This is a genomic window from Rhodococcus maanshanensis NBRC 100610 (assembly GCF_001894865.1).
Classification (GTDB): domain Bacteria; phylum Actinomycetota; class Actinomycetes; order Mycobacteriales; family Mycobacteriaceae; genus Rhodococcus_G; species Rhodococcus_G maanshanensis.
Window position 1 is genome coordinate 36,832 of record NZ_BCXA01000029.1, and the last position, 22,940, is coordinate 59,771.

25 protein-coding genes are annotated in these 22,940 nt (G+C 68.4%); 15 read left to right on the forward strand and 10 right to left on the reverse strand.

The window, feature by feature from the left end:
* Positions 1 to 18: 18 nt before the first annotated feature.
* The 3 genes from RM1_RS14895 to secA all read left to right on the forward strand — a co-directional run bounded on the left by RM1_RS14895 (position 19) and on the right by secA (position 4,435).
* Positions 19 to 678 (forward strand): ComF family protein, encoded by a 660-nt coding sequence (locus RM1_RS14895; RefSeq protein WP_072752340.1) that lies wholly within the window; start codon positions 19 to 21, stop codon positions 676 to 678.
* 171 nt (positions 679 to 849) lie between these two features.
* Positions 850 to 1,524 (forward strand): ribosome hibernation-promoting factor, HPF/YfiA family, encoded by a 675-nt coding sequence (gene hpf, locus RM1_RS14900; RefSeq protein WP_027500182.1) that lies wholly within the window; start codon positions 850 to 852, stop codon positions 1,522 to 1,524.
* Between the two features lie 112 nt (positions 1,525 to 1,636).
* Positions 1,637 to 4,435, forward strand: coding sequence for a preprotein translocase subunit SecA (gene secA / locus RM1_RS14905; RefSeq protein ID WP_072752342.1), 2,799 nt, complete (start codon positions 1,637 to 1,639; stop codon positions 4,433 to 4,435).
* Between the two features lie 6 nt (positions 4,436 to 4,441).
* On the opposite strand, the gene RM1_RS14910 is transcribed toward secA, so the two are convergent.
* Complete coding sequence (locus RM1_RS14910; protein ID WP_072752344.1) at positions 4,442 to 4,954, reverse strand: Rv3235 family protein; 513 nt, start codon at positions 4,952 to 4,954, stop codon at positions 4,442 to 4,444.
* 171 nt (positions 4,955 to 5,125) lie between these two features.
* On the opposite strand from RM1_RS14910, the gene RM1_RS14915 reads away from it, so the two are divergent.
* From RM1_RS14915 to RM1_RS14940, 6 genes are all read left to right on the forward strand, one after another.
* Complete coding sequence (locus tag RM1_RS14915; RefSeq protein ID WP_072752346.1) at positions 5,126 to 5,542, forward strand: HAD-IA family hydrolase; 417 nt, start codon at positions 5,126 to 5,128, stop codon at positions 5,540 to 5,542.
* Positions 5,542 to 6,909, forward strand: coding sequence for a WS/DGAT/MGAT family O-acyltransferase (locus tag RM1_RS14920; RefSeq protein WP_072752347.1), 1,368 nt, complete (start codon positions 5,542 to 5,544; stop codon positions 6,907 to 6,909). Before RM1_RS14915 ends, RM1_RS14920 begins: the two co-directional genes overlap by 1 nt.
* A 9-nt stretch (positions 6,910 to 6,918) precedes the next feature.
* A complete protein-coding gene (locus RM1_RS14925; protein ID WP_072752348.1) occupies positions 6,919 to 7,425 on the forward strand; it encodes a DUF6912 family protein in 507 nt (168 codons plus the stop codon).
* A 74-nt stretch (positions 7,426 to 7,499) separates the two neighbouring features.
* A complete protein-coding gene (locus RM1_RS14930) occupies positions 7,500 to 8,615 on the forward strand; it encodes a ferredoxin reductase (RefSeq protein ID WP_072752349.1) in 1,116 nt (371 codons plus the stop codon).
* Between the two features lie 105 nt (positions 8,616 to 8,720).
* Positions 8,721 to 9,947, forward strand: a complete 1,227-nt coding sequence (locus RM1_RS14935; protein ID WP_072752350.1) for a fatty acid desaturase family protein — start codon at positions 8,721 to 8,723, stop codon at positions 9,945 to 9,947.
* A 121-nt stretch (positions 9,948 to 10,068) separates the two neighbouring features.
* Positions 10,069 to 11,310 carry a fatty acid desaturase family protein gene (locus RM1_RS14940; RefSeq protein ID WP_072752351.1) on the forward strand — a complete coding sequence of 414 codons (1,242 nt, stop codon included), beginning with the start codon at positions 10,069 to 10,071 and terminating at the stop codon, positions 11,308 to 11,310.
* A 338-nt stretch (positions 11,311 to 11,648) separates the two neighbouring features.
* Here the strand turns inward: RM1_RS14940 and rsgA are convergent, their stop codons facing one another.
* Both rsgA and aroA read right to left on the reverse strand, forming a co-directional pair.
* Complete coding sequence (gene rsgA, locus RM1_RS14945) at positions 11,649 to 12,554, reverse strand: ribosome small subunit-dependent GTPase A (RefSeq protein ID WP_245816355.1); 906 nt, start codon at positions 12,552 to 12,554, stop codon at positions 11,649 to 11,651.
* A gap of 101 nt (positions 12,555 to 12,655) precedes the next feature.
* On the reverse strand, positions 12,656 to 13,960 hold the full coding sequence (gene aroA / locus RM1_RS14950) for a 3-phosphoshikimate 1-carboxyvinyltransferase (protein WP_072752353.1): 1,305 nt from the start codon (positions 13,958 to 13,960) through the stop codon (positions 12,656 to 12,658).
* Positions 13,961 to 13,998: 38 nt separating this feature from the next.
* On the opposite strand from aroA, the gene RM1_RS14955 reads away from it, so the two are divergent.
* The gene (locus RM1_RS14955; RefSeq protein ID WP_072752354.1) at positions 13,999 to 14,784 is read left to right on the forward strand and encodes an SOS response-associated peptidase; all 786 of its coding nucleotides are present in this window, start codon (positions 13,999 to 14,001) and stop codon (positions 14,782 to 14,784) included.
* On the opposite strand, the gene RM1_RS14960 is transcribed toward RM1_RS14955, so the two are convergent.
* Both RM1_RS14960 and ybaK read right to left on the reverse strand, forming a co-directional pair.
* Positions 14,752 to 15,765, reverse strand: a complete 1,014-nt coding sequence (locus RM1_RS14960; protein ID WP_072752356.1) for an LLM class flavin-dependent oxidoreductase — start codon at positions 15,763 to 15,765, stop codon at positions 14,752 to 14,754. The genes RM1_RS14955 and RM1_RS14960 overlap by 33 nt on opposite strands.
* 108 nt (positions 15,766 to 15,873) lie before the next feature.
* Positions 15,874 to 16,368: a Cys-tRNA(Pro) deacylase gene (ybaK, locus tag RM1_RS14965; RefSeq protein WP_072752358.1), complete on the reverse strand. Its 495-nt coding sequence runs from the start codon at positions 16,366 to 16,368 to the stop codon at positions 15,874 to 15,876.
* Positions 16,369 to 16,549: 181 nt separating this feature from the next.
* On the opposite strand from ybaK, the gene RM1_RS14970 reads away from it, so the two are divergent.
* Together RM1_RS14970 and rsrA are read left to right on the forward strand one after the other, a co-directional pair.
* Entirely contained in the window at positions 16,550 to 17,224 is a 675-nt protein-coding gene (locus RM1_RS14970; RefSeq protein ID WP_072752360.1) for a sigma-70 family RNA polymerase sigma factor, read from the forward strand.
* Positions 17,221 to 17,499, forward strand: coding sequence for a mycothiol system anti-sigma-R factor (rsrA, locus tag RM1_RS14975; RefSeq protein WP_072752362.1), 279 nt, complete (start codon positions 17,221 to 17,223; stop codon positions 17,497 to 17,499). The genes RM1_RS14970 and rsrA overlap by 4 nt, the downstream gene beginning before the upstream one ends.
* A 122-nt stretch (positions 17,500 to 17,621) precedes the next feature.
* Here the strand turns inward: rsrA and RM1_RS26180 are convergent, their stop codons facing one another.
* Both RM1_RS26180 and RM1_RS27245 read right to left on the reverse strand, forming a co-directional pair.
* The gene (locus RM1_RS26180) at positions 17,622 to 18,257 is read right to left on the reverse strand and encodes a hypothetical protein (RefSeq protein WP_072752364.1); all 636 of its coding nucleotides are present in this window, start codon (positions 18,255 to 18,257) and stop codon (positions 17,622 to 17,624) included.
* A 232-nt stretch (positions 18,258 to 18,489) separates the two neighbouring features.
* Positions 18,490 to 18,564, reverse strand: a complete 75-nt coding sequence (locus RM1_RS27245) for a 50S ribosomal protein bL37 (RefSeq protein ID WP_115967926.1) — start codon at positions 18,562 to 18,564, stop codon at positions 18,490 to 18,492.
* Between the two features lie 95 nt (positions 18,565 to 18,659).
* On the opposite strand from RM1_RS27245, the gene RM1_RS14985 reads away from it, so the two are divergent.
* Both RM1_RS14985 and RM1_RS14990 read left to right on the forward strand, forming a co-directional pair.
* Positions 18,660 to 18,875, forward strand: a complete 216-nt coding sequence (locus tag RM1_RS14985; protein ID WP_072752366.1) for a biotin/lipoyl-binding carrier protein — start codon at positions 18,660 to 18,662, stop codon at positions 18,873 to 18,875.
* 17 nt (positions 18,876 to 18,892) lie between these two features.
* Positions 18,893 to 20,404 (forward strand): sensor histidine kinase, encoded by a 1,512-nt coding sequence (locus RM1_RS14990; protein WP_072752368.1) that lies wholly within the window; start codon positions 18,893 to 18,895, stop codon positions 20,402 to 20,404.
* A gap of 76 nt (positions 20,405 to 20,480) precedes the next feature.
* Here RM1_RS14990 and RM1_RS14995 read toward each other — a convergent pair whose 3' ends face one another.
* Positions 20,481 to 20,735, reverse strand: coding sequence for a WhiB family transcriptional regulator (locus RM1_RS14995; protein WP_027500159.1), 255 nt, complete (start codon positions 20,733 to 20,735; stop codon positions 20,481 to 20,483).
* A gap of 286 nt (positions 20,736 to 21,021) precedes the next feature.
* Positions 21,022 to 21,978, reverse strand: a complete 957-nt coding sequence (locus RM1_RS15000; protein WP_072752370.1) for a diacylglycerol/lipid kinase family protein — start codon at positions 21,976 to 21,978, stop codon at positions 21,022 to 21,024.
* Between the two features lie 100 nt (positions 21,979 to 22,078).
* Here RM1_RS15000 and RM1_RS15005 point away from each other — a divergent pair, with 100 nt between their 5' ends.
* Positions 22,079 to 22,441 carry a hypothetical protein gene (locus RM1_RS15005; RefSeq protein WP_072752372.1) on the forward strand — a complete coding sequence of 121 codons (363 nt, stop codon included), beginning with the start codon at positions 22,079 to 22,081 and terminating at the stop codon, positions 22,439 to 22,441.
* A 3-nt stretch (positions 22,442 to 22,444) separates the two neighbouring features.
* On the opposite strand, the gene RM1_RS15010 is transcribed toward RM1_RS15005, so the two are convergent.
* Positions 22,445 to 22,918, reverse strand: coding sequence for a GNAT family N-acetyltransferase (locus RM1_RS15010; RefSeq protein ID WP_072752374.1), 474 nt, complete (start codon positions 22,916 to 22,918; stop codon positions 22,445 to 22,447).
* Positions 22,919 to 22,940 lie beyond the last annotated feature (22 nt).

The window sequence follows — 22,940 nt, forward strand, 5'->3', positions numbered from 1 at the left end:
GGGTGCACACTGCGGTGCATGCGCGCGCTCGTCGACCTGATCCTGCCCCGTGAGTGCGGCGGCTGTGGGGTGGCAGGCACCGACTGGTGTGACCGGTGCCGGGCGGAGCTGTCGGCCGACCCGGTGCGGCTCGCGCCCCGGTTCGATCCGGGGGTTCCTGCCTGGGCGCTGGGGCGGTACACGGGTCCGCGCCGCGGCGCGGTGATCGCCGCAAAGGAGCGCGGACGCAGGGACCTCGCGAGGCCGCTCGGGCACGCATTGGCCGGTGCCGTGCGGCGGCTTCGGGAACTCGGCGAGATCGACCCGTCGGAACTCGCCGCATTGGCCTTGGTGCCGGCGCCGACCCGGGCGAGGGCAGCGCGGGCGCGTGGGGGAGATCCGGTGACCCGGGCGGTGCTCGCGGCGGCGTCGGCGCTGTCGCCCGAACCGGTTGCGGTGGTGCCCATGCTGAAATTTGCTCGGGGAGTTCAGGATTCGGTCGGTCTTTCGGCGCGGTCGCGCATCGAGAACCTGTCGGGCCGGATCATCGCGACACCGGGTTCGCGAACCGGCCGGTCTTCTTGCGTGGTTCTCGTCGACGACGTTCTGACGACAGGGGCGACGGTCTCGGAGTCCGTCCGGGTCCTCGCCGGGAGCGGTGTCAGGGTCGATGCCGTGCTTGTGATCGGCGCCGCATGAATCAATCGGGGAGAACGCTGGCACTCGCGTCCAACTCGGACTAGCGTCGCCAACACAACCGACGACACGGGTGGGAGGTGATACCCCAAACCTGGCGCCGGGCGGTCCCCTCCCGGCGCAGATCACCCGCCGACCGTCACCGCGGTGACTCGGCCGTAACCTGGAGGTACCGTGACGAACCCTTCAAAAGCCTCGGTTTTTTTCGAAGAAGAGACGGACTCGGCCGGGCAGCCTGACGGCCCGCGCGCCGACATTGTGGTGAAGGGCCGCAATGTCGAGGTCCCCGACCACTTCCGTGTGTATGTCTCAGAGAAGCTGGCTCGGCTCGAGCGCTTCGATCCCACGATCTACCTCTTCGACGTGGAGCTCTATCACGAGCGCAATCGACGGCAGGCCAAGAGCTGCCAGCGCGTCGAGATCACCGCCAGGGGCAAGGGCCCCGTCGCCAGGGCTGAGGCCACCGCCGACAGTTTCTACGCGGCATTCGAGGGCGTCACCGCCAAGCTGGAGAGCAGACTGCGCCGCACCAAGGATCGGCGCCGCGTCCACTACGGCGACAAGACACCGGTCTCGGTGGCAGAGGCCACCGCGGTCCTCGCCGAGGACGATTCCCTGGCGATCTCGCCCGACCTGTCGCTCGAATCCGAGACCGAGCCGCCCGACGGCCCAGGTCAGGTAGTGCGAACCAAGGTGCACACCGCAGCGCCGATGAGCGTCGACGACGCTCTGTACGAGATGGAACTGGTCGGCCACGACTTCTTCCTGTTCCATGACAAGGAATCGGATCGGCCCTCTGTCGTCTACCGACGGCATGCGTTCGACTATGGCCTGATCCGACTGGCCTGAGCCCGGTCAATTGAGTTAACGCCTACCATGGAGCCGGTCGGGGGAGAACTCTCCCGACCGGCTCCACCGTGTACACCCACCTGCCCGCCGAGGATTGAGGACGTTTAAGCCCGTGCCGTCGTTGTCGCTTACGAAGCTGCTCCGTGTTGGTGAAGGTCGCATGGTCAAGCGGCTCAAGCACATCGCGGAGCACGTATCCACCCTCTCGCCCGACGTGGAAGCCCTGTCCGACGCCGAACTCCACGCGAAGACGGGGGAGTTCAAGGAGCGGTACGCCCGAGGGGAGTCCCTCGACGAGCTGCTGCCAGAGGCGTTCGCGGTGGCCAGGGAGGCTTCCTGGCGGGTGCTCGGCCAGAAGCACTACACCGTCCAGGTCATGGGCGGCGCGGCGCTGCACTTCGGGAACGTGGCCGAGATGAAGACCGGTGAGGGCAAGACCCTGACCTGTGTGCTCCCGGCCTACCTCAACGCGATCGCAGGCGACGGCGTGCACGTGGTCACGGTCAACGACTACCTGGCCAAGCGTGACTCCGAGTGGATGGGCCGCGTGCACCGCTTCCTCGGCCTGGACACCAGCGTGATCCTGTCCGGGATGACCCCGGCCGAGCGGCGCTCGGCGTATGCGGCCGACATCACCTACGGCACCAACAACGAGTTCGGCTTCGACTACCTGCGCGACAACATGACGCACTCGCTCGACGATCTCGTGCAGCGTGGGCACAACTTCGCCATCGTCGACGAGGTGGACTCGATCCTCATCGACGAGGCGCGTACCCCGCTGATCATCTCGGGACCCGCGGACGCGTCCTCGAAGTGGTACGGCGAGTTCGCGCGGATCGCGCCGCTGCTCAAGCGCGATGTGCACTACGAGGTCGACATCAAGAAGCGCACCGTCGGCGTGCACGAGGCGGGCGTCGAACTCGTCGAGGATCAGCTCGGCATCGACAACCTCTACGAGGCCGCGAACTCGCCGTTGGTCAGCTACCTGAACAACGCGGTCAAGGCCAAGGAGCTTTACCAGAAGGACAAGGACTACATCGTCCGCGACGGCGAGGTCATCATCGTCGACGAGTTCACCGGACGCATCCTGGTCGGCCGCCGCTACAACGAGGGCATGCACCAGGCCATCGAGGCCAAGGAAAAGGTCGAGATCAAGGCCGAGAACCAGACCCTCGCCACGATCACCCTGCAGAACTACTTCCGCCTGTACGACAAGCTCTCGGGCATGACCGGTACGGCCGAGACGGAGGCCGCCGAGCTGCACCAGACCTATGGCCTCGGCGTGATCCCGATCCCGACGAACCGTCCGATGGTCCGCGTCGACCAGGGCGACCTGATCTACAAGACCGAGGAGGCGAAGTTCGCCGCCGTCGTCGACGACGTCGTCGAGCGTCACCAGAAGGGCCAGCCGGTCCTCATCGGCACCACCAGCGTCGAGCGGTCCGAGTACCTGTCGAAGCAGTTCACCAAGCGAGGCGTCGCGCACAACGTCCTCAACGCGAAGTTCCACGAGCAGGAGGCGACCATCGTCGCCGAGGCCGGCCGCACCGGTGCGGTCACCGTGGCCACCAACATGGCAGGCCGTGGCACCGACGTCGTGCTGGGCGGAAACCCCGACATCCTCGCCGACCTGCACCTGCGCAAGCAGGGGCTGGACCCGGTCGAGACCCCCGACGAGTACGAGGCCGCGTGGGAGCCCGCGCTCGAGGAGGTCAAGGCTCAGGTCAAGGCCGACGCCGAGGATGTGCGGGATGCCGGCGGACTGTACGTGCTCGGTACCGAGCGGCACGAGTCCCGCCGCATCGACAACCAGCTCCGTGGCCGTTCCGGTCGTCAGGGCGACCCGGGCGAGTCCCGCTTCTACCTCTCGCTCGGCGACGAGTTGATGCGGCGGTTCAACGGTGCGGCGCTGGAGTCGATCATGACGCGCCTCAACCTGCCCGACGATGTGCCGATCGAGGCGAAGATGGTCTCCAAGGCCATCAAGAGCGCGCAGACGCAGGTCGAGCAGCAGAACTTCGAGATCCGCAAGAACGTCCTCAAGTACGACGAGGTGATGAACCAGCAGCGCACGGTCATCTACGCCGAGCGTCGCCAGATCCTCGAGGGCGAGGACATGGAGGGCCAGGTCGAGGGCATGATCACCGACGTGGTGACCGCCTACGTCGACGGCGCCACGGCCGAGGGCTATGTGGAGGACTGGGACCTGGAGCAGCTCTGGACCGCACTCAAGACGCTGTACCCGGTCGGCATCGACCACAAGGACCTGACCGGCGAAACCGAGATCGGCGAGCGCGGCGATCTCACCCGCGAGGAACTGCGCGAGGCGCTGCTGGCGGACGTGCGGGCGGCCTACGACGCGCGCGAGCAGCAGATCGACGAGATCGCAGGCGAGAACGGGATGCGTGAACTCGAGCGCCGCGTGCTGCTGTCGGTGCTCGACCGCAAGTGGCGCGAGCACCTCTACGAGATGGACTACCTCAAGGAGGGCATCGGCCTGCGGGCGATGGCCCAGCGTGACCCGCTGGTCGAGTACCAGCGTGAGGGCTTCGACATGTTCACCGCGATGCTCGAGGGGCTGAAGGAGGAGTCGGTCGGATTCCTGTTCAACCTGCAGGTCGAGGCCGCGCCCGCGGCGGAACCTGAGCATTCGGGTTGGACGGCCGCCGCGACCGCGGCGCGTCAGGCGCCCGCCGCGCTGCCCACCGAGGAGCCCGCCCCCGCGGCGCCCGCGGCCCCGGCCGCGCTGCGCGCAAAGGGACTCGACGCGTCGGAGGAGACCAGGCTGACCTACTCGGGTCCCGCCGAGGACGGCAACGCGCAGGTCCGTCGCACCGCCGCCGGTGCCGGTGCCGGTGAGGGTTCCCGGCGCGAGCGCCGTCAGGCCGGACGGTCCAAGCGCAAGAAGTGACCGGCCTCAGCCGACCTGAAGTGATGTGACACGCCAGCCGCCGAGAGCTTTCCCGGCGGCTGGCGTGCGTTCGAGGCGGGCCGCGACGGCGAACATCCGCGGCCCGCGCGAGTAGCTGCCGAACACCTCGACGGAGTCGGCACCGCTCGGCCGCAGGTGCACGCGGCCGAGGCAGGCGACGCCCAGTCCTCGGGCGGGCACGGGTCGCTGGGCCAACGCCCCGACGAGGCCGACGAGCGCAGGCGCCAGCAACGGCCGCAGCAGTGCGGGCGGGCGCCGACGGTCCACGACCTCCAGCGTCAGCCGGAGCGCGTGCTCGGCGAACCGTTGCGCCTCGGGGTCGATCGCGACGGTCTCGGCCGGTGGCCGCGCCACCTGACCGCGGCCGCTGACGGGTGATCGACCGCTGTGCGGCGAGCGGGCCGGAGCGCGGTGCGCGGTGGCGCGCGACTCCGTCCGGCCCGCAATGGGTGGTTCGCATCGCGGGGCCTGGGTCAAGAACCTGTGGGTGTCACGCATGAGGGACGTCTCCTGTCTCGACGGGGGCGGCTCGTGACGAGTCGCCGCGCGGCGGTGCCGAGTCCGAGGAGAGGCCGGACGGTCTGAAGGATTGCACGGATCAGGAAGCGGCGCGCGGGTTCTCGCGAACTTCATCGCGCGCGGATGTCCCCGGAGCCATAGGGTGGGCGGATGCGAGGGTTGGTGGTGGATTTCGGCGGCGTGCTGGCCGGGCCGGGCTCGGACCGTGCGGGACTGACCGCGATCATCGGGGCACTGCGTGGGGTCGGCGTCCGCTCGGCCATTCTCAGCAACGATCCCGGCGGTCCGGCGGGCGCGGACCTGCGCGGGCTCGGCGACGGGGTCCTGGTCGACGAGGTGGTGCTCTCCGGTGACGTCGGGATGGCCAAGCCCGACCCCCGGATCTATCGGCTGACCGCGGATCGTCTCGGACTGGCCGCCGCGGACTGTGTGTTCGTCGACGATCTCGCGGTCAACGTCCGCGGCGCCGCCGCGTCCGGGATGGTCGGGGTACATCATGTGGATCCGGAGACCACGGCAACGGAACTGCGGATACTCTTCGATCTCGGGCAGGGGGTGCGGGCGTAATGGTGACCAGGTTGACCACCGTCGACGCGTCGTTCTATTTCCTCGAGGCGAGCAACACCCCGATGCATCTCGGCTCGCTGTCGATCCTGCAGCCGCCGCGGTCGGGTCTCGACTACGAGGATCTGCTGACCCGCGTCGAGAACCGGCTCGCGCTGGTGCCGCGCTATCGGCAGCGGGTGCGGGAGGTGGCATTCGGCATCGCCCGGCCGGTGTGGGTGGACGACCGGGACTTCGACATCACCTATCACGTCAGGCGTTCGGCACTCCCGAAGCCGGGGTCCGACGAGCAGCTGCACGACCTGGTGGCGCGGCTGACCTCGCGGCCGTTGGACCGGTCGCGGCCGCTGTGGGAGATGTACCTCGTGGAGGGGCTGTCGAAGAACCGGGTGGCGATCTTCACCAAGTCGCACTCGTCCCTGGTGGACGGCGAGCATGCGCTCGAGATCGGTCAGGTGCTGCTCGACCCGACGAAGACGCCCCCGCCACCGACCGAGGAACTGTGGATGCCGCGCCGCGAACCGCGCGAGGCGGAACTGGTGCTCGATGCCGTCGCGGAGATGGTCGCGCGACCGAGCGAGGGCGCGGCCACCCTCCGGATGGCGGTCGGCGACCTGATCGGGACGGCGGCCGAGGTGGCCGGCAACATCGCCGCGGTGGTCCGGACGGCCGCGCACACGGCGCCGACCAGCCCGTTGAACGCGCCGATCTCCCGGAACCGGCGCTTCGCGGTCGCGAAGACGCCCCTCGCGGACTACCGGGCCGTCCGTGACAAGTACGCGTGCACGGTCAACGACGCGATCCTGGCGGTACTGACCGGGGCGCTGCGGAACTGGTTGCTCTCCCGCGGCGAGCCGGTCACCGCGTTCACCACGGTGCGTGCGCTGGTACCGATGGCTGTCGACTCCGGGGTCGCCGAGCGCGGGGTGTCCTCGTTCCTGGTCGACCTGCCGGTGGGGGAGCTGAACCCGGTGGTGCGGCTCTCGCACATCGCGCACGCCACCGAGGCGCACGCGAAGCAGAATCGGCCTGCCGCGCTGCCGCTGGCCCGGATGTCGGGGCTCGCGCCCGCGACCCTGCACGCGATGGGCCTTCGGGTGGCCAGCGGGCTCTCCCAACGCGTGTTCAACCTGATGATCACCAATGCGCCCGGCCCACAGTCTCCGCTGTACCTGGGTGGGGCCAAGGTCCTCGAGATGTATCCGGTGTCGCCGTTGCTGAAGAATCAGACGCTCAGTGTGGGCCTGACGTCATACAACGGCCACGTCTACTACGGTTTGAATGCCGACCGCGATGCGATGTCCGATGTGGATGTGGTGACGGCGCTTCTGTACGAGTCGCTCGAGGAGCTGTTGGATGCCACTACATAAGGATTGCGCATGAGGGTCTACATCCCGGCGACCATCGCGATGTTGCAGAGGTTGGTCGCGGATCAGGAGTTCGATCCGGTGAGCCGCACCGCGTTCGCGGTCACCCCGGCGCTGCGCGAGGCCTACGCCTCCGGTGACGACGAGGAGTTGGCCGAGGTCGCGATGACGGAGGCGGCACGTGCCTCGCTGCGACTGCTGGCGGCCGAGGCGGATGACGAGGGCACGGCGAGCGTCCAGCGCCGTGCGGTGATCGCCGCGGACGTGGACGAGGTGAAGCTGCGGCCGGATCTCGACGACGCCGTCGTGCGGTTGGCGGCGCCGGTGAGCCTGGCCGAGGTCGCCTCCGTCCACGTCGATCTGGCGGAGGCGGAGTCGGCGATCGCCAAGGCCGCCCTGGCGATCGACGCGGCCGATCTGGGCGATGCGGACGCCGAGTTCGTGCTCGGTGACGCCGAGGATCACGAATTGGCTTGGTATGCCACCCAGGAGCTCGCATTCTTGCTCGATCTGTTGTGACGGTCCGCGTGACAGCAGGGCAGCCGTGTAGGTAACCTACGGTTCCGTAACCTACGCGAGTGGATGGATTGTTGATGGGTTTGAGGAACTGGCTCGAGGCGCCTGCTGCCGACATCTCGGCGCCCCGCCGGCCGAAGCTGAACATGCTGCGCGGAGCGGTGACGCGGGTGACCACACCCCTGCTGCCGGACGACTTCCTGCATCTGGCGAACCCGCTGTGGTCGGCGCGCGAGCTGCGGGGCAAGGTCATCGAGGTCCGTAAGGAGACCGCGGACTCGGCAACCCTGGTGATCAAGCCTGGGTGGGGCTTCGACTTCGATTACCAGCCGGGCCAGTACATCGGCATCGGGCTGCTCGTCGACGGTCGATTCCATTGGCGGTCGTACTCGCTGACCTCCCCGCCGAACTGGGAGAAGAAGCGGATCTCGATCGCGGTCAAGGCGATGCCGGAGGGCAAGCTGTCGAGCCACCTGATCAACGGTGTCCCCTCGGGAACCGTGATCCGGCTGGCCGCGCCGCAGGGCAACTTCGCGCTGCCGGAGCCGCCGCCGGAGAAGATCCTCTTCCTCACCGCGGGCAGCGGCATCACCCCCGTGATGGCGATGTTGCGCGCGATGGTGCGCCGCGACGAGCTGCCGGATGTGGTGCACGTGCATTCCGCGCCGACCGCCGAGGACGTGATGTTCGGCGAGGAGCTGTCGGCGCTGCACGAGTCGCACCCCAATTTCGTCTCCCAGGTTCAGCACACCAGGACAGGCGGCCGGTTCCGGCTCGCGGACCTCGACGCGCTGTACCCGGATTGGCGTGACCGGCAGACCTGGGCGTGCGGGCCGACACCGATGCTCGACGAGATCGAGCGCGTCTGGCAGGAGGAAGGTCTCGCCGACCGGCTGCACACCGAGCGGTTCGCGATCTCGCGCGCGGACGACGCGGGGCAGGGCGGCACGGTGACCTTCACCAAGACCGGCCGCAGCATCGAGATCGACGGCGCGACCACGCTGCTCGAGGCCGGGGAGAAGGTCGGGGTCCAGATGCCGTTCGGGTGCCGGATGGGCATCTGCCAGACCTGTGTTGTCCCTCTCGTCGCCGGTCACACCCGGGATCTGCGGTCCGGGCGGGAGCACGGCGAGGGGGAGCGGGTGCAGACCTGTATCGCCTCGGCTGCAGGCGACTGCACCTTTGACCTCTAGATCTTTCGTCATCTCGAGTTCACGGATGTCGGCTATCGTTGTCGGTATCGGATACGCCGCGGGGGCCTCCGCAGGCAATCTATCTATCCCCATCGGAGGGCCCTGATGGCCATCACGGACATCAAAGAATTCTCACACCTCACCGAAGCCGACATCGAGGCGCTCGGGCGCGAACTCGACGAGATCCGCCGCGACATAGAGGATTCGCGCGGCGAGCGCGATGCGCGGTACATCCGCAACGTCATCCGGCTCCAGCGCGTCCTGGAGGCCGGCGGCCGGCTGACCCTGTTCGGCAGCAAGTACCGGCCGGCCTGGTTCGCGGGCACGACCATGCTGGCCCTGGCCAAGTGCATCGAGAACATGGAGCTCGGCCACAACGTGGTGCACGGGCAGTGGGACTGGATGAACGATCCGGAGATCCACTCCACCACGTGGGAGTGGGACATGACCGGACCGACCTCGCAGTGGAAGCGCGCGCACAACTACTCGCACCACACGTACACCAACATCGTCGGGATGGACGATGACGTGGGATTCGGGATCCTCCGGATGACCCGCGACGAGCAGTGGCGGCCGATCAACCTGCTGCAGCCCGCGGCGAACGTGCTCCTCGCGACCACGTTCGAGTGGGGCATCGCGATGCACGACCTGGGCAATGCCAAGGCCGAGGACGAGAAGCGTGGCGGTGCCAACATCGCGCAGCTGAATCGTGAGTTCTACGCGAAGGCCGCCAAGCAGGTCGCGAAGGACTTCGTGCTGTTCCCGGCGCTGACCGGTCCGGCGTGGAAGCACACCCTGACCGCGAACGCGACCGCCAACCTCGCCAGGAATCTGTGGGCGTACGCGGTGATCTTCTGCGGGCATTTCCCGGACGGGGCGGAGAAGTTCACCGTCGAGCAGTACCGCACCGAGACGAAGCCCGAGTGGTACCTGCGGCAGATGCTCGGCAGCGCCAACTTCAAGGCGGGCCGGGTGATGGCGTTCATGAGCGGCAACCTCAGCTTCCAGATCGAGCACCACCTGTTCCCGGATCTGCCGAGCAATCGGCTCCGTGAGGTGTCGGTCCGGGTCCAGGCGCTGTGCGACAAGTACGACCTGCCGTACACGACGGGCTCGCTGGCGCGCCAGTACCTGTTGGCGCTCAGGACGATTCACAAGCTGGCCCTGCCGGACCGGTTCCTGACGGCCACCTCCGACGACGCGCCGGAGACCAGTTCGGAGCGCAAGTTCCGCGCGGTGGGTTCGCTGAATCCGCTTCGGGTCGACCCGGTCAGCGGCAGGCGCAGCGGCCTTCGGTCGGCGTTGCGTGAGCTCCGCGAGCGTCGTCGCTAGCGGCCCCTCCGGCGCCCGCAGTGAGTTGGGTCACACCTCGATTCTGGCAACCTACGGAGCCGTAACTTACGGTACGGTAGGTCGGAACCAAGGCAACTGATCGACTGCGGGGAGAGCCGGAATGGCGATTGCGGACGTCAAGGAATACGCGCACCTTACCGAGGCGGATGTGGAAGCGCTCGGTTTCGAGCTGGACGCCATCCGTCGTGACATCGAGGCGTCGCGCGGCGAGCGCGACGCCCGCTACCTGCGCAACACCATCCGCCTGCAGCGTGGCCTCGAGGTCGCGGGCCGGGCCGTCCTCTTCGGCAGCCGCAAGCGCCCGTTGTGGCTGCTTGGCGCCGGACTGCTCGGCACGGCGAAGATCATCGAGAACATGGAACTCGGCCACAACGTCATGCACGGCCAGTGGGACTGGATGAACGATCCCGAGGTGCACTCGAGCACCTGGGAGTGGGACGTCGTCGGACCCTCCGCGCACTGGAAGCAGACGCACAACTACCTGCATCACAAGTACACCAACATCCTCGGCATGGACGACGACGTGGGATACGGCCTGCTCCGCGTCACGCGCGACCAGCGATGGAAGCCGTTCAACGCAGGCAACGTCGTCTACAACAGCCTGCTCGCCCTGTTCTTCGAGTTCGGCATCGCCGCGCAACACGTCGAGCTCGGCAAGGTCGCCAAGGGGCGCGACGACCGCGAGGAGACCAAGCGCAAGCTGCGCGAGGTCGGCGAGAAGGTCGGCAAGCAGCTCGTCAAGGACTACGTCCTGTTCCCGGCCATGACCGGCAAGGCGTGGAAGTCGACGATGACCGCGAACCTGACCGCGAACATGATCCGCAACGTGTGGACCAACGCCGTGATCTTCTGCGGGCATTTCCCGGACGGCGCCGAGAAGTTCACCAAGGACGACGTCGACAACGAGACCCAGGCCCAGTGGTACCTGCGGCAGATGCTCGGCAGCGCCAACATCAGCGGCGGCCCGGTGATGGACTTCATGACCGGCAACCTCAGCTACCAGATCGAGCACCACATCTTCCCGGACCTACCGTCGAACCGGTACGCCGAGATCGCGGTGCGGGTGCGCGCGCTCTGCGACAAGTACGACCTGCCGTACACCACCGGCCCGCTGCTGGTGCAGTACGGGAAGGCCTGGCGCACGATCGCCAAGCTGTCGCTGCCCAACAAGTACCTGCGCGACACCACCGACGACGCGCCGGAGACCGCCTCGGAGCGCAGGTGGGAGGGGACCGCGGCGGTCCTGACCGTGGATCCGGTCACCGGGCGCAATCGCGGGTTGCGGACAGCGATCCGCGAGGCGAAGGAGCGTCGGAGCGTGAGGGGTCTGTTCTCCCGCTGAAGCGAGTCCGGAAGGTGACGTGAGTGCCCCGCCGTGACGGGGCACTCACGTCACTGTCATTGCTAGGACCCGACCAATGCCGAGCCGGTGTCGAGCAACGTTCCGAAGATGCTCTGGATGTCGCCGACGATGGCCGATCCGGCGTCGATGATCAATTGTGCACTACCCATTTGAAACTCCTTGTGTCGTGACGGTGAGATCGGGTGATCCCGGTGTGTCTTGACCATGAGTTGATTCGAATCAGGTCGAGCCCAAACAGTGTAAAAACCCGATTACTACAAACTTGGGATTTCGCCGGCTAGTTGACCCGACCGTGACCTTGTTCGGTGACGAAACCGTTACCAGGCCTCGTTGGAGTTGAGGGCCACCAGCAGCAATCGCACGGCGGCGACCCGCCTCGCGGCCTCGCCCTCGAGGCGGTCGAGCGCGCACTCGGGGTCAGCAGGCGGGCCGAGGTGGCTGCATCCGCGCGGGCAGTCCTCGATGGCCGCGGCCAGATCGGTGAACGCCCCGAGGACGTCGTCGGGCGAGATGTGGGCAAGGCCGAACGACCGGATGCCGGGCGTGTCGATCACCCAGCCACCGGAACGACCACTGTCCGTCAGGTCGGGTAGCGGCAGGGCAACCGACTGGGTCGAGGTGTGCCGCCCCTTGCCCACGCCCGAGACCACGCCGGTGGCCCGATCGGCATCGGGCACAAGGCGATTGACGAGCGTCGACTTCCCGACACCGGAGTGGCCGATCAGCGCGGTGACCTTCCCGGCAAGCGCCTCCTGGACCGGATCGAGTGGATCGTCCTGACCCGCAAGGATCACCGGCACGTCCAGATCGGCGAAGGCGGCGGCGAATTCCGCGTGATCGGCCAGATCGCCCTTGGTCAGGCAGAGGATCGGCGCCAGCCCGCCGACGTAGGCGGCGACCAGCGCCCGCTCGACGAATCCGGTGCGGGGCGGCGGATCCGCGAGGGCGACCACGATCAGCAGCTGGGAGGCGTTGGCCACCACGATCCGCTCGAACGGGTCGGTGTCGTCGGCCGTTCGCCGCAACACCGTCGAGCGGTCCTCGACGCGCACGATGCGGGCCAGCGTGTCGGTGCGGCCGGAGACGTCGCCGACCACGCCGACCTGATCGCCGACGACGATGGGCGTGCGGCCGAGCTCGCGGGCGCGCATGGCGACCACAAGGCGGTCCGGGTCGTCGCCGAGCACGCAGCCCCATCGGCCGCGATCGACCGAGACGACCATCGCGGTCTCGGCGCTCTTGTGTTCCGGCCTGGTCTTGGTGCGCGGTCGCGAACCCTTGCCCGGGCGGACCCGGACATCGGACTCGTCGTACCGGCGCGCACTCAGGAGGGCGCTCCGGTCTGGTCGGCGCCGTTCGGCTTCAGCATCGTCTCCCAGAGCGACTCGAACCCGGGCAGGGTCTTGGCCGTTGTGCCGATGTCCTCGATCTCCACGCCCGGCACCACCAGGCCGAGGATCGCTCCTGCGGTCGCCATCCGGTGGTCGGCGTAGGAGTGCCAGGCGCCACCGTGCAGCGCTCGCGGCTCGATGTGCAGGCCGTCGTCGGTCTCGGTGACGGCGCCGCCGAGGTTGTTGATCTCGGTGCGCAGGGCGGCGAGGCGGTCGGTTTCGTGGCCGCGCAGGTGGGCGATCCCGCGCAGCGTGGACGGCCCATCCGCCAGCGCCGCGAGGGCCGCGACGGTGGGGGTCAGCTCGCCGATGTCGTGCAGGTCCACGTCGATGCCACGAAGGCTACGCGGCCCGCGCACCGTCAGCGTCGAATTCGCCAGCGACACTTCGGCACCCATCTTGGTGAGGATGCCGCGGATGGCGTCGCCCGGCTGCGTGGTGCGGGCGGGCCACAGCGGCACGCTGACCGAGCCGCCGGTCACCGCGGCCGCCGCGAGGAACGAGGTGGCATTCGACAGGTCGGGTTCGATCACCCAGTCGACCGCGTCCACGGCCCCGGGGGACACCCGCCAGGTGTCGGGATCGCCACCGTCGCCGGGGGTCTGGACCCGAACGCCCGCCTCCCGCAGCATCTCCACCGTCATGTCGATGTGCGGCATCGAGGGCACCGAGCGCCCCTCGTGTCGCACGGTGATGCCGTCGTCGAAACGCGCGGCGGAGAGTAGGAGTCCGGAGACGAACTGGGACGAGCCCGACGCGTCGATGGTGACGACGCCGCCCGAGACCTTGCCGTGCCCGTTCACGGTGAACGGCAGGCCGTCGCCGTCGATGTCGACGCCGAGTCCGCGGAGCGCGTCGAGAATCGTGTTCAGGGGCCGGGTGCGGGCCTGCTCGTCGCCGTCGAACTCGACCGTTCCGTCGGAGAGTGCCGCGAGCGGCGGCAGGAACCGCATGACGGTGCCGGCCAGGCCGCAGTCGACCGCGGCCGATCCGAGGGTGCCTGGGGTCACGCGCAGGGTGGTGGCGTCGCCGTCGATCCGCACGCCGAGGGCGCGCAGCGCGTCGATCATCAGGTCGGTGTCGCGACTGCGGAGCGCGCCGGTGATCGTTGACGGGCCCGAGGCGAGCGCGGCCAGGATCAGCGCCCGGTTGGTGATCGACTTGGACCCGGGCAGGGTCACGGACGCGTGCACGGGCGATGCGGCGACGGGCGCCTTCCACAGACTCACGTGCACCATCTTCCCAGAGTGTCGGTGGTGGGAGACACAATGGTCGTATGTGCGGCAGATACGCGACGACGGTCGACCCGGCGCTGCTGGCGGTCGAGTTGGACGCGCTCGACGAGACATCCGGCCCCGGGGGCTCCAGGGAGCCGGCCGAGAACTACAACGTGGCGCCGACCGACCCGGTGCTCGCCGTGGTGAGCAGGCACTCGCACGAGCACCCCGACGACATTCCTGCCCGCCGGATCCGGCGGATGCGGTGGGGCCTCCTGCCGTCGTGGACCAAGGCGTCCGAACCGGGCGTGCCCGCCAGAGGGGCGCCGCTGTTCAATGCGCGTGCGGACACCGCCGCCACCAAGCCTGCCTTCCGCAGCGCGCTCAAGACCAAGCGCGCCCTGGTGCCGATGGACGGCTGGTACGAGTGGCTGACGGAGCCTGCCACGACGGGCAAGGCGGCGAAGGTGCCGTACTTCATGACCCCCGCGGACGGCTCACGGCTCTACGCGGCAGGCCTGTGGTCGGTGTGGCGGGACCGCGAAGCCGACACCGCGCCGCTGCTCAGCGTCACGATCCTCACCACCGACTCGGTCGGCGAGCTGCAGTCGATCCACGACCGGATGCCGCTGATCCTCACGCCCGACCGGTGGGACCGCTGGCTCGATCCCGACGCGGACGCGCCAGGCGACCTGCTCGATCCGATCGACGCGGCGGTCGCGGCCGGCATCGAGATCCGCCGGGTGTCGGACCGGGTGAACAGCGTCCGCAACGACGGCCCGGAGCTGATCGCGCCGGTCGCGGCGCCCGGGTCAGCGGTCGGCGAGCAGATCACCCTGCTGTGAGGGCAGGTCGCTGAGCTCGGCCACCAGCTCGAGCGAGCGCAGCCAGGCCGTGCGATCGGTCGCCGAGGAGACGACCATCAGCTCGTCGGCGGCGGTCTCCTCACCGAATCGGTCCAGGTACTCGCGCACCACGGTCGGTGTGCCGACGGCCGAGTACCGGACCATCTGCAGCACCTGCTGGCCAGCGGGGGACTCGAGGATCATGTCGGCCTCGTCGGCGGTGAAGGTCCGGCCGCGGCCGACGAACAGCCCGACCCGTTTGCGCTTGGTCTCGAGGAACAGCCGGTCCGCCTCGTCCTGGGTGTCCGCCGCGATGACGTTGACGGCGGCGATCACGTACGGCTGCGCGAGCTGGGCGGAGGGCCGGAACTCGCGGCGGTAGATCGCGAGGGCGTCGAGCAGGGCGTTCGGTGCGAAGTGCGATGCGAAGGCATACGGAAGTCCCAGCGCGGCAGCCAGTTTGGCTCCGAACAGGGACGATCCGAGGACGTACAGCGGCACATTCGTGCCCTTGCCGGGCGTCGCCTCGATCCCCGGGACGCGCGACGGGCCGGTCAGGTAGCCCTGCAGCTCCAGCACGTCCTGCGGGAACGATTCCGCGGACGCGGGGTCGCGTCGTAGCGCCCGCATCGTCTTCTGGTCGCTGCCCGGTGCGCGGCCGAGCCCGAGGTCGATCCGGCCGGGGTGCAACTCGGCGAGGGTGCCGAACTGTTCGGCGATCGTCAGCGGCGCGTGGTTGGGCAGCATGATGCCGCCTGCGCCGAGACGGATCCGCTGCGTGTGCGCCGCGACGTGCGCGATCAGCACGCTGGTGGCGGAGGAGGCGATGGAGGGCATGTTGTGGTGCTCGGCGTACCAGATGCGCCGGTAGCCCCACCGCTCGGCGGATTGCGCCATGTGCACGCTGGACCGGAAGCTGTCGGCGGCCGTTTCCCCGTCCCCGATGTGGGCGAGATCGAGGATGGAGAGTGGAACCGTCACGGTGGTACCGCCTTCTTTCGATGACAACAGTCGTTCGTGGAGACAAGTCGTTGTGTTGTGCAACAGTCCGTGGCCGAAAAGTAATTCCCCGTGCACAGATATTCGGGCTCAGCCCGCGGTGATCGGGGCGAGCACCGCGCCGGTCAGCCGGACCAGGTCGGCCGGGTCCAGGTCGATCTCCAGACCGCGCCTGCCCGCGCTGCACAGCACCCGGTCCCAGTTCGCGGCGGAGGCATCGATCACGGTCGGCAGCCGCTTGCGCTGACCGAGCGGGGAGATGCCGCCGAGCACGTATCCGGTGGACCGCTGTGCCTCCGCCTGCTCGGCCATGACCGCCTTGCTCGACCCGAGCGCGGCCGCCGCGGCCTTGAGGGAGAGCTTCGCGGGGACCGGGAGCACGGCGACCGCCAGCTTGCCGTCGGAGGTCTTGATCACCAGCGTCTTGAGGATCTGTGCCGGCTCGAGGCCCAGCTGACCGGCCAGCGCGTCCACCGCCTCGGCGCCGTAGGAGGCGCTGGCGGAGTCGTGCTCGTAGCTGTGCACGCGGTGCGAGATCTTGCCCTTGGTGAGCGCCTGGGTCGCGGGGGTGGAGGTGCCGGCCATGGCGCCGACTCTAGTTCTCCGGGAACACGCTGTGACGAGACCGTGGGAACACTTCGCGATGGGCCGGCGTTGCACCCAGCACGTTGGTCCATCTCGAAAGGAGTCGTAGGTGTCGGTGCAGTGCCTCGAGCGCCCCGCTGACCGCAGTCCCCTCGACCGGGTAGCGGTAGCCTTGATCCCTATGGCGAGCGAAGGGATCAGCGTGCCTGACGACCGGCCCGAGAACGATCAGCCACCCCAGGACGAGTCCGGCGGCGATCTGACCGCGCGGTTCGAGCGCGATGCGCTTCCGCTGCTGGACCAGCTCTACGGTGCGGCGCTGCGGATGACCCGCAACCCGGCCGATGCGGAGGACCTGGTCCAGGAGACCTACATCAAGGCCTACTCGGCGTTCCGCTCCTTCAAGGAGGGCACCAACCTCAAGGCCTGGATGTACCGGATCCTGACCAACACCTACATCAACTCGTACCGCAAGAAGCAGCGTCAGCCGGCGCAGTACCCGACGGACGAGATCACCGACTGGCAGCTCGCGGCCACCGCCGAGCACACCTCGCAGGGCCTGCGGTCCGCCGAGGTGGAGGCGCTCGACACGCTGCCCGACGACGACATCAAGGCGGCTCTGCAGGAGCTGCCGGAGGAGTTCCGGATGGCGGTGTACTACGCCGACGTCGAGGGCTTCCCCTACAAGGAGATCGCGGAGATCATGGGCACGCCCATCGGCACCGTGATGTCCCGCCTGCATCGCGGGCGCAAGCAGCTGCGCGGGCTGCTGGCCGACGTGGCACGAGAGCGTGGATTCAACCGGAGCGGCGCAGCGGCGGCGACCGCGGCCCAGGAGCAGGAGGCGACCCGGTGAGCGAGCAGGACGAGTTCGAGCGGTTGGACTGCTCCGCGGTGATCGCGGACGTGTGGCTGATGCTCGACAACGAGTGCGACGAGACGACGCGCGCCCGGCTGAAGCGGCACATGGAGGACTGCGGATCCTGCTTCGAGGCCTACGGCATCGAGGAGAAGGTCAAGTCGCTGCTCGCCCGCAAGTGTGGCGGCGAGCACGCGCCTGAGGGCTTGCGGGAGCGGCTGACGATCCAGCTGCACCAGACCACGTTCATCACCAGGATCGATCCCGAGTAGTCGGAGCGCATACGAAAAGAGAGCCGCCCCAGCGAATTTCGGGGCGGCTCGCTTTCGTTCGGAGCCCGGCCAACGAGGACAACCCGGGGGTTCTCGGGCTGCCCTCATTGCGAAGTGTTGGGTCAGCCGCCGGTGATGAAGCCCCAATCACACCCTACGCAGCGCGTCTGGGCTTTCATCGAACGGAAGTCCTGGGTGCCGAGCCCCGAGATATCCGCTATGACACCTGTGCCCTGAACATCGCCGGTTACCGCCTGCTTCTCGGTTCTGTACCAGGTGTAGGTGACCTCGAGGACGACGGTGGCACCGGCTCCGGTGATCGGCCACCCTGCGCCGGCCGCCACGTAGATGCCTGCCCCATTCGGGGTGGACGTGACCGTCTCGGTGGCCCTGTCGCCGTTCGCCTTGGTGTAGGTGATCTCGGCGGAGGGGCTCGCGGCGGGGAAGGGATCTTGGTCGTCGATCCGGGTGATCAGGCGATCTGGCGCCCCGGTCGCGGCGAAGGTGGTGCGGAAGGTCACCTGCTCGCCCTCCGTGCCCACGTTTGGGCCGACCACCTCACGGGTGACTGTCACGTTGTCGACGGTGGCGGTGTCCAAACGCTGCAAGTCGGGGTCGAACCGGGGGAAGTCGACGCTGCCACCGCTGCTGCCGGTCGCGCCTGCGGTTGCGGTGCCGGTCAGCAGGCCTGCGGCGAGTAGGGCGGCGGTGGTGGCGACCGCGGCGAGACGGCGGGCGGGTGTTGACGAGCGGGACACGGGACTCCGTTCGGGGAGGGCGACTGGGCGCGCGTGTCGGGGGAGTCGAACTGTGCGCGCCCCCCAACCGCGTGTGCGGTCATCGTATGGACGGCCGGCCGGTTCCGTCGGATAATGCGAATACTGTTGTGCATAACGGTATTTCGGAGCGTCCGATCCCTGGGTCCGTGAGACGCAACGAGGGCCGGGACACAGTGTGTCCCGGCCCTCGTGAGGCTTCGCCTACGGCGCGTCAGCTGTTTGGACGCTTGCCGTGGTTGGCCTTGTTGCCCTTGCGGCTGCGCTTCTTGCGACCACGCTTACCCATGGTTGTCTCCTTCCCTCTGATCTCGCTCCGGGACATTCTTCCATGTGTGGTTGGCTGTACTTCCATTGGCAGGTCTAGAACAAGCGAGGTGCTCGATGGCAGAAGACGTGCGTGCCGAGATGGTTTCCACCGTCTTCCAGGTGGTTGTCACCGAAGGCGACGAGGTGAAGGAGGGGGACACCCTCGTGATCTTGGAGTCGATGAAGATGGAGATCCCGGTGATCGCGGAGGTGAACGGCCGCGTGACCTCGGTGGATGTCACGGTCGGCGACGTCATCCAGCAGGGCGACCTGATCGCCGTCATCTCCTGACCGTCACGCCCTGATCGATGTCCACCCTCAGCGATCTGCTCGCCGAACACACCGACCTGCCGGGCAGCGCCGTCGACCACCTGCAGCGGGTGGTCGGGGAGTGGCAGCTGCTCGCCGACCTGTCGTTCGCCGACGTGCTGCTGTGGGTGGGCGCGGACAGCGGCAACCCGGAGGTCTCCGGCCACGGTGAAGTGGTCTGCGTCGCGCAGTGCCGGCCGACAACCGCCCCCACCGCGTTCGCCGAGGACGCCGTCGGCACGGTGGTCTCGGACGCCGAGCACCCGCACGTGCGGCAGGCGCTGACGGAGTGGCGGATCGTGCGCGTCGAGGACGGACCGCCCGGCGAGGGGACGCCGGTACGCCGCGAGGCCATCCCCGTGCGGTGTGCGGGGGACGTGATCGCCGTCCTCAGCCGCGATACCAACCCCACCCAGCATCGGCAGTCCAGCCCGCTCGAGGTCGCGTACCTCGACTGCGCTGCGGACCTGTGCCAGATGATCAGCGAGGGGACGTTCCCGACGCCGGAGGAACACAGCGAGATCCTCTCCAGCCCGCGCGCGGGCGACGGCTTCATCCGGCTCGACTCCGACGGGACGGTGGTCTACGCCAGCCCGAACGCGCTCTCGGCCTACCACCGGATGGGCCTGACGACGACGACACTGACGGGCAGCGACCTGGCCTCGGTGACCAGGACGCTGGTCACCGACCCGTTCGACTCCCAGGACGTGGCCAACGACATCAGGGCCGCGCTCGCGGGCAAGGCGGGCAAGCGGATGGAGGTGGAGGCCCGCGGGGCCACCGTGCTGCTGCGCACCCTGGTGCTGCGGCCGGGCGGACTGCCTGCAGGCGCGGCGGTGCTGATCCGTGACGTCACGGAGGTCAAGCGTCGCGACCGTGCGCTGCTGAGCAAGGACGCGACCATCCGGGAGATCCATCACCGGGTGAAGAACAACCTGCAGACCGTCGCCGCGCTGCTGAGGTTGCAGGCCAGGCGGACCAACAACGACGAGGCGCGCCAGGCGCTGAGCGAGTCGGTGCGCCGGGTGACCTCGATCGCGCTGGTCCACGACACCCTGTCCATGTCGGTGGACGAGGAGGTCAACCTCGACGAGGTGGTCGACCGGCTGGTGCCGATCATGGCCGACGTCGCGATGGTGGGCAGCGCGGTCCACATCCGTCGTGAGGGCAGCCTGGGGGTGTTCCCGGCCGAACGGGCGACCCCCCTGGTCATGGTGCTGACCGAGCTGGTGCAGAACGCGATCGAGCACGCCTTCGAGCCGGGGGAGCCCGGCACCGTGACGCTTCGGGCCGAGCGGTCGGCGCGCTGGCTGGACGTGGTGATCCACGATGACGGCAACGGCCTGCCGCCCGGCTTCAGCCTGGAGCGGTCCGACCGCCTCGGCCTGCAGATCGTCCGGACCCTGGTCTCTGCCGAGTTGGGTGGTTCGCTCGGCCTGCATCCCGCCGAGGGCGGCGGAACGGACGCCGCGCTGCGGGTGCCGCTCGGGCGGCGCGCGAACCGCGTGTAGTCGCGGATCGACCCCTGGAAACGACTGAGGCCCGGCACCATCATGGTGCCGGGCCCGTTCGTACGGTGCTGTGTGACTAGACCGTGGTGCGGGCGCGGGTGCGCGCGTTGCGACGCTTGAGTGCGCGGCGCTCGTCCTCGCTCATGCCGCCCCAGACGCCTGCATCCTGGCCGGACTCGAGTGCCCAGGACAGGCAGTCGGCGGTGACGGGGCAGCGGTTGCACACCAGCTTGGCGTCAGCGATCTGGGCGATGGCCGGACCGCTGTTGCCCACGGGAAAGAACAATTCCGGGTCTTCATCCCGACAAATTGCGTTGTGGCGCCAGTCCATCCTTCTGCTCCTTAACCGGGTGCGTTCTGCACCGTTTCGTATCGCTGAGTTCATGCGCATTGTGGGAAATGTTTCCGCGCTGTTGCTTGTGAATGCTTTCACGAACTAGCGGGATGTCAATGGATTCAGACCGCTTCGTGGGGTAACTCACTCTGTTAGGTTGCCCTATGTGGTCTGGGCTACTTTCTACCCCGGTTGCGGCGAGAATGCACTAGTCCCGTAAGATTTCTTGGCATTTTCTCATGTTCGGGGCGATCGCGCAGGACGGCGACAGCGGGGCGACGCGTCAGACGCCGCTCGGCGCCACAACGGAGATGGCGTCGGGCACCGAGACGAACTCGACCTCGGTGCGCATGCCGATGTAGTCGCCGTCCATCTGCAGGGCGATCGGCGTACTCGACCGGATCAGGATCCGCGGCACGTCGTCTACCCGAAAAAGGTTGCGCGCCTTCGGTTGTGCGCCGGGCGTGAGAAGCTGCCGGACCAACTTCAGGGTCTTGGGGACGCTCATCGTCCGCATCGCGAAGACGCCGAGGCCGGTGCTGAACGTGGTCTCCGGATTGATCTGGACGGGACGGTCGTTCAGGTAGGTCCACGGGCTGGAGTTCGACACGAATGCGTAGTGCACGCCCTCGACGGGGTCGTGGCCGGGCACCTGGACGGTCAGGGTCGGTTCGGTGCCCCGGTTGCGGAAGAAGGCGCGGATGGCGGTCCGGACGTAACGCGACGGCGTCGCCGGGTGGCCGTTGCCGCGGCTCGCGTCGATCGCCTCGCACACCTGCGCGTCGAGGCCCATGCCTGCGTTGAAGGTGAACCACCGGTTGTCGCAATGGGCCAGCCCGATCCGCCTGTGCTGGCGCAGCGCGAGCAGCTCGATGAGCTGATTGGTCGCGGCGACGGGATCCGCGCTGATGCCGAGCGAGCGGGCGAACACGTTGGCCGACCCGCCGGGGACCACCGCGATGAGCGGGATCGGCCCGATCGCGACCTCGCTCATCGAATCCGGCCGGGGCGCGCCGAGCAACCCGTTGATGACCTCGTTCACGGTGCCGTCGCCGCCGTGCACGACGATCAGACCGATGCCCTCGATGGCAGCGCGCCGGGCGAGCTCGCCCGCGTGACCGCGGTGGGTGGTGTGCGCGACCCGCACCTGGACCCGGCTCGAAACCGCGTGCGCGAGCAGATCACGCGCCGCTGGGGTCGTCGAGGTGGCATTCGGGTTGACGATCAGCAGCGCGCGCACAGGACACCACCCTAGCGGGGAGCCACGCGTTCTATAGGCTGGCGCGGTGTCAGAACAGCCCACACGCCCCAGCCCGCCCGCCACGGTCCGTTGGGCCGGAATGCTGGTGACCCTCCAGGGCACCGTCGCGGTCGGCATCGCGATCGTGCTGCTGATCCGCGGCCTCCTCGGTCACGATCAGACCGCGACCAGCGGATACGGCACCGCGGCGTGGTTCGCGATCCTCGGTGGCGCGGTCCTGGCCGCGGGCATCGCGCTGATCACCGGCAGGCGATGGGGGCGCACGATCGCCGTCGTGGCCCAGCTGCTGCTGCTCCCGGTGTCCTGGTCGCTGCTGACCGACTCGCACCAGCCGGCGTACGGGGTGTTGCTCGCGGTGGTCGTCGTCGCCGCGCTGGTGTTGCTCTTCAGCAGTCCCTCGTCGCGGTGGATGGCCGACGAATACGGCGACGAGGTTTCCTAGCCGCTACGCCTGCTTGGCGAGGCTGCTGAGGGCGTCGCCGGACAGGCGGTAGGTGGCCCACTCGTCCTGGGCGGTCGCGTCGAGCGACTCGTAGAACGCGATCGACGGGGCGTTCCAGTTCAGCACCGACCAGCTGAGCCTGCTGTAGTCGTTGTCGGCACACTCCTTGGCCAGTGCGGCAAGCAGGGCCTTGCCGTGGCCGGCGCCGCGCCGCTCGGGCAGGACGAACAGATCCTCCAGATAGATCCCGTGGACGCCGTCCCAGGTGGAGAAATTGCGGAACCACAGCGCCATTCCGATGACGGTCCCGGCCTCCTCGGCCACGTGGCAGAAGGCCGCCGGGTTCTCGCCGAACAGTGCGGCGGTGATCTGCTCGACCGTCACGGTGCACTCGTGCCTGGCCTTCTCGTACTCGGCCAGGTCGTAGATCAGGCCGGTGATGGCCGTGGCGTCGTCGGGGGTGGCCCGCCGGATCATGATTGCTCGCTCTCGAATCGGG

What these genes read in the sequence shown, in the direction of transcription:
- RM1_RS14895 (WP_072752340.1), top strand. Translation starts at nt 19, where the DNA reads ATGCGCGCGCTCGTCGACCTGATCCTGCCCCGTGAGTGCGGCGGCTGT.
- RM1_RS14910 (WP_072752344.1), bottom strand. Translation starts at nt 4,954, where the DNA reads ATGCGTGACACCCACAGGTTCTTGACCCAGGCCCCGCGATGCGAACCA.
- RM1_RS14915 (WP_072752346.1), top strand. Translation starts at nt 5,126, where the DNA reads ATGCGAGGGTTGGTGGTGGATTTCGGCGGCGTGCTGGCCGGGCCGGGC.
- RM1_RS14920 (WP_072752347.1), top strand. Translation starts at nt 5,542, where the DNA reads ATGGTGACCAGGTTGACCACCGTCGACGCGTCGTTCTATTTCCTCGAG.
- RM1_RS14925 (WP_072752348.1), top strand. Translation starts at nt 6,919, where the DNA reads ATGAGGGTCTACATCCCGGCGACCATCGCGATGTTGCAGAGGTTGGTC.
- RM1_RS14930 (WP_072752349.1), top strand. Translation starts at nt 7,500, where the DNA reads ATGGGTTTGAGGAACTGGCTCGAGGCGCCTGCTGCCGACATCTCGGCG.
- RM1_RS14935 (WP_072752350.1), top strand. Translation starts at nt 8,721, where the DNA reads ATGGCCATCACGGACATCAAAGAATTCTCACACCTCACCGAAGCCGAC.
- RM1_RS14940 (WP_072752351.1), top strand. Translation starts at nt 10,069, where the DNA reads ATGGCGATTGCGGACGTCAAGGAATACGCGCACCTTACCGAGGCGGAT.
- rsgA (WP_245816355.1), bottom strand. Translation starts at nt 12,554, where the DNA reads ATGGTCGTCTCGGTCGATCGCGGCCGATGGGGCTGCGTGCTCGGCGAC.
- aroA (WP_072752353.1), bottom strand. Translation starts at nt 13,960, where the DNA reads ATGGTGCACGTGAGTCTGTGGAAGGCGCCCGTCGCCGCATCGCCCGTG.
- RM1_RS14955 (WP_072752354.1), top strand. Translation starts at nt 13,999, where the DNA reads ATGTGCGGCAGATACGCGACGACGGTCGACCCGGCGCTGCTGGCGGTC.
- ybaK (WP_072752358.1), bottom strand. Translation starts at nt 16,368, where the DNA reads ATGGCCGGCACCTCCACCCCCGCGACCCAGGCGCTCACCAAGGGCAAG.
- RM1_RS14970 (WP_072752360.1), top strand. Translation starts at nt 16,550, where the DNA reads ATGGCGAGCGAAGGGATCAGCGTGCCTGACGACCGGCCCGAGAACGAT.
- RM1_RS14985 (WP_072752366.1), top strand. Translation starts at nt 18,660, where the DNA reads ATGGCAGAAGACGTGCGTGCCGAGATGGTTTCCACCGTCTTCCAGGTG.
- RM1_RS14990 (WP_072752368.1), top strand. Translation starts at nt 18,893, where the DNA reads ATGTCCACCCTCAGCGATCTGCTCGCCGAACACACCGACCTGCCGGGC.
- RM1_RS14995 (WP_027500159.1), bottom strand. Translation starts at nt 20,735, where the DNA reads ATGGACTGGCGCCACAACGCAATTTGTCGGGATGAAGACCCGGAATTG.
- RM1_RS15005 (WP_072752372.1), top strand. Translation starts at nt 22,079, where the DNA reads ATGCTGGTGACCCTCCAGGGCACCGTCGCGGTCGGCATCGCGATCGTG.
- RM1_RS15010 (WP_072752374.1), bottom strand. Translation starts at nt 22,918, where the DNA reads ATGATCCGGCGGGCCACCCCCGACGACGCCACGGCCATCACCGGCCTG.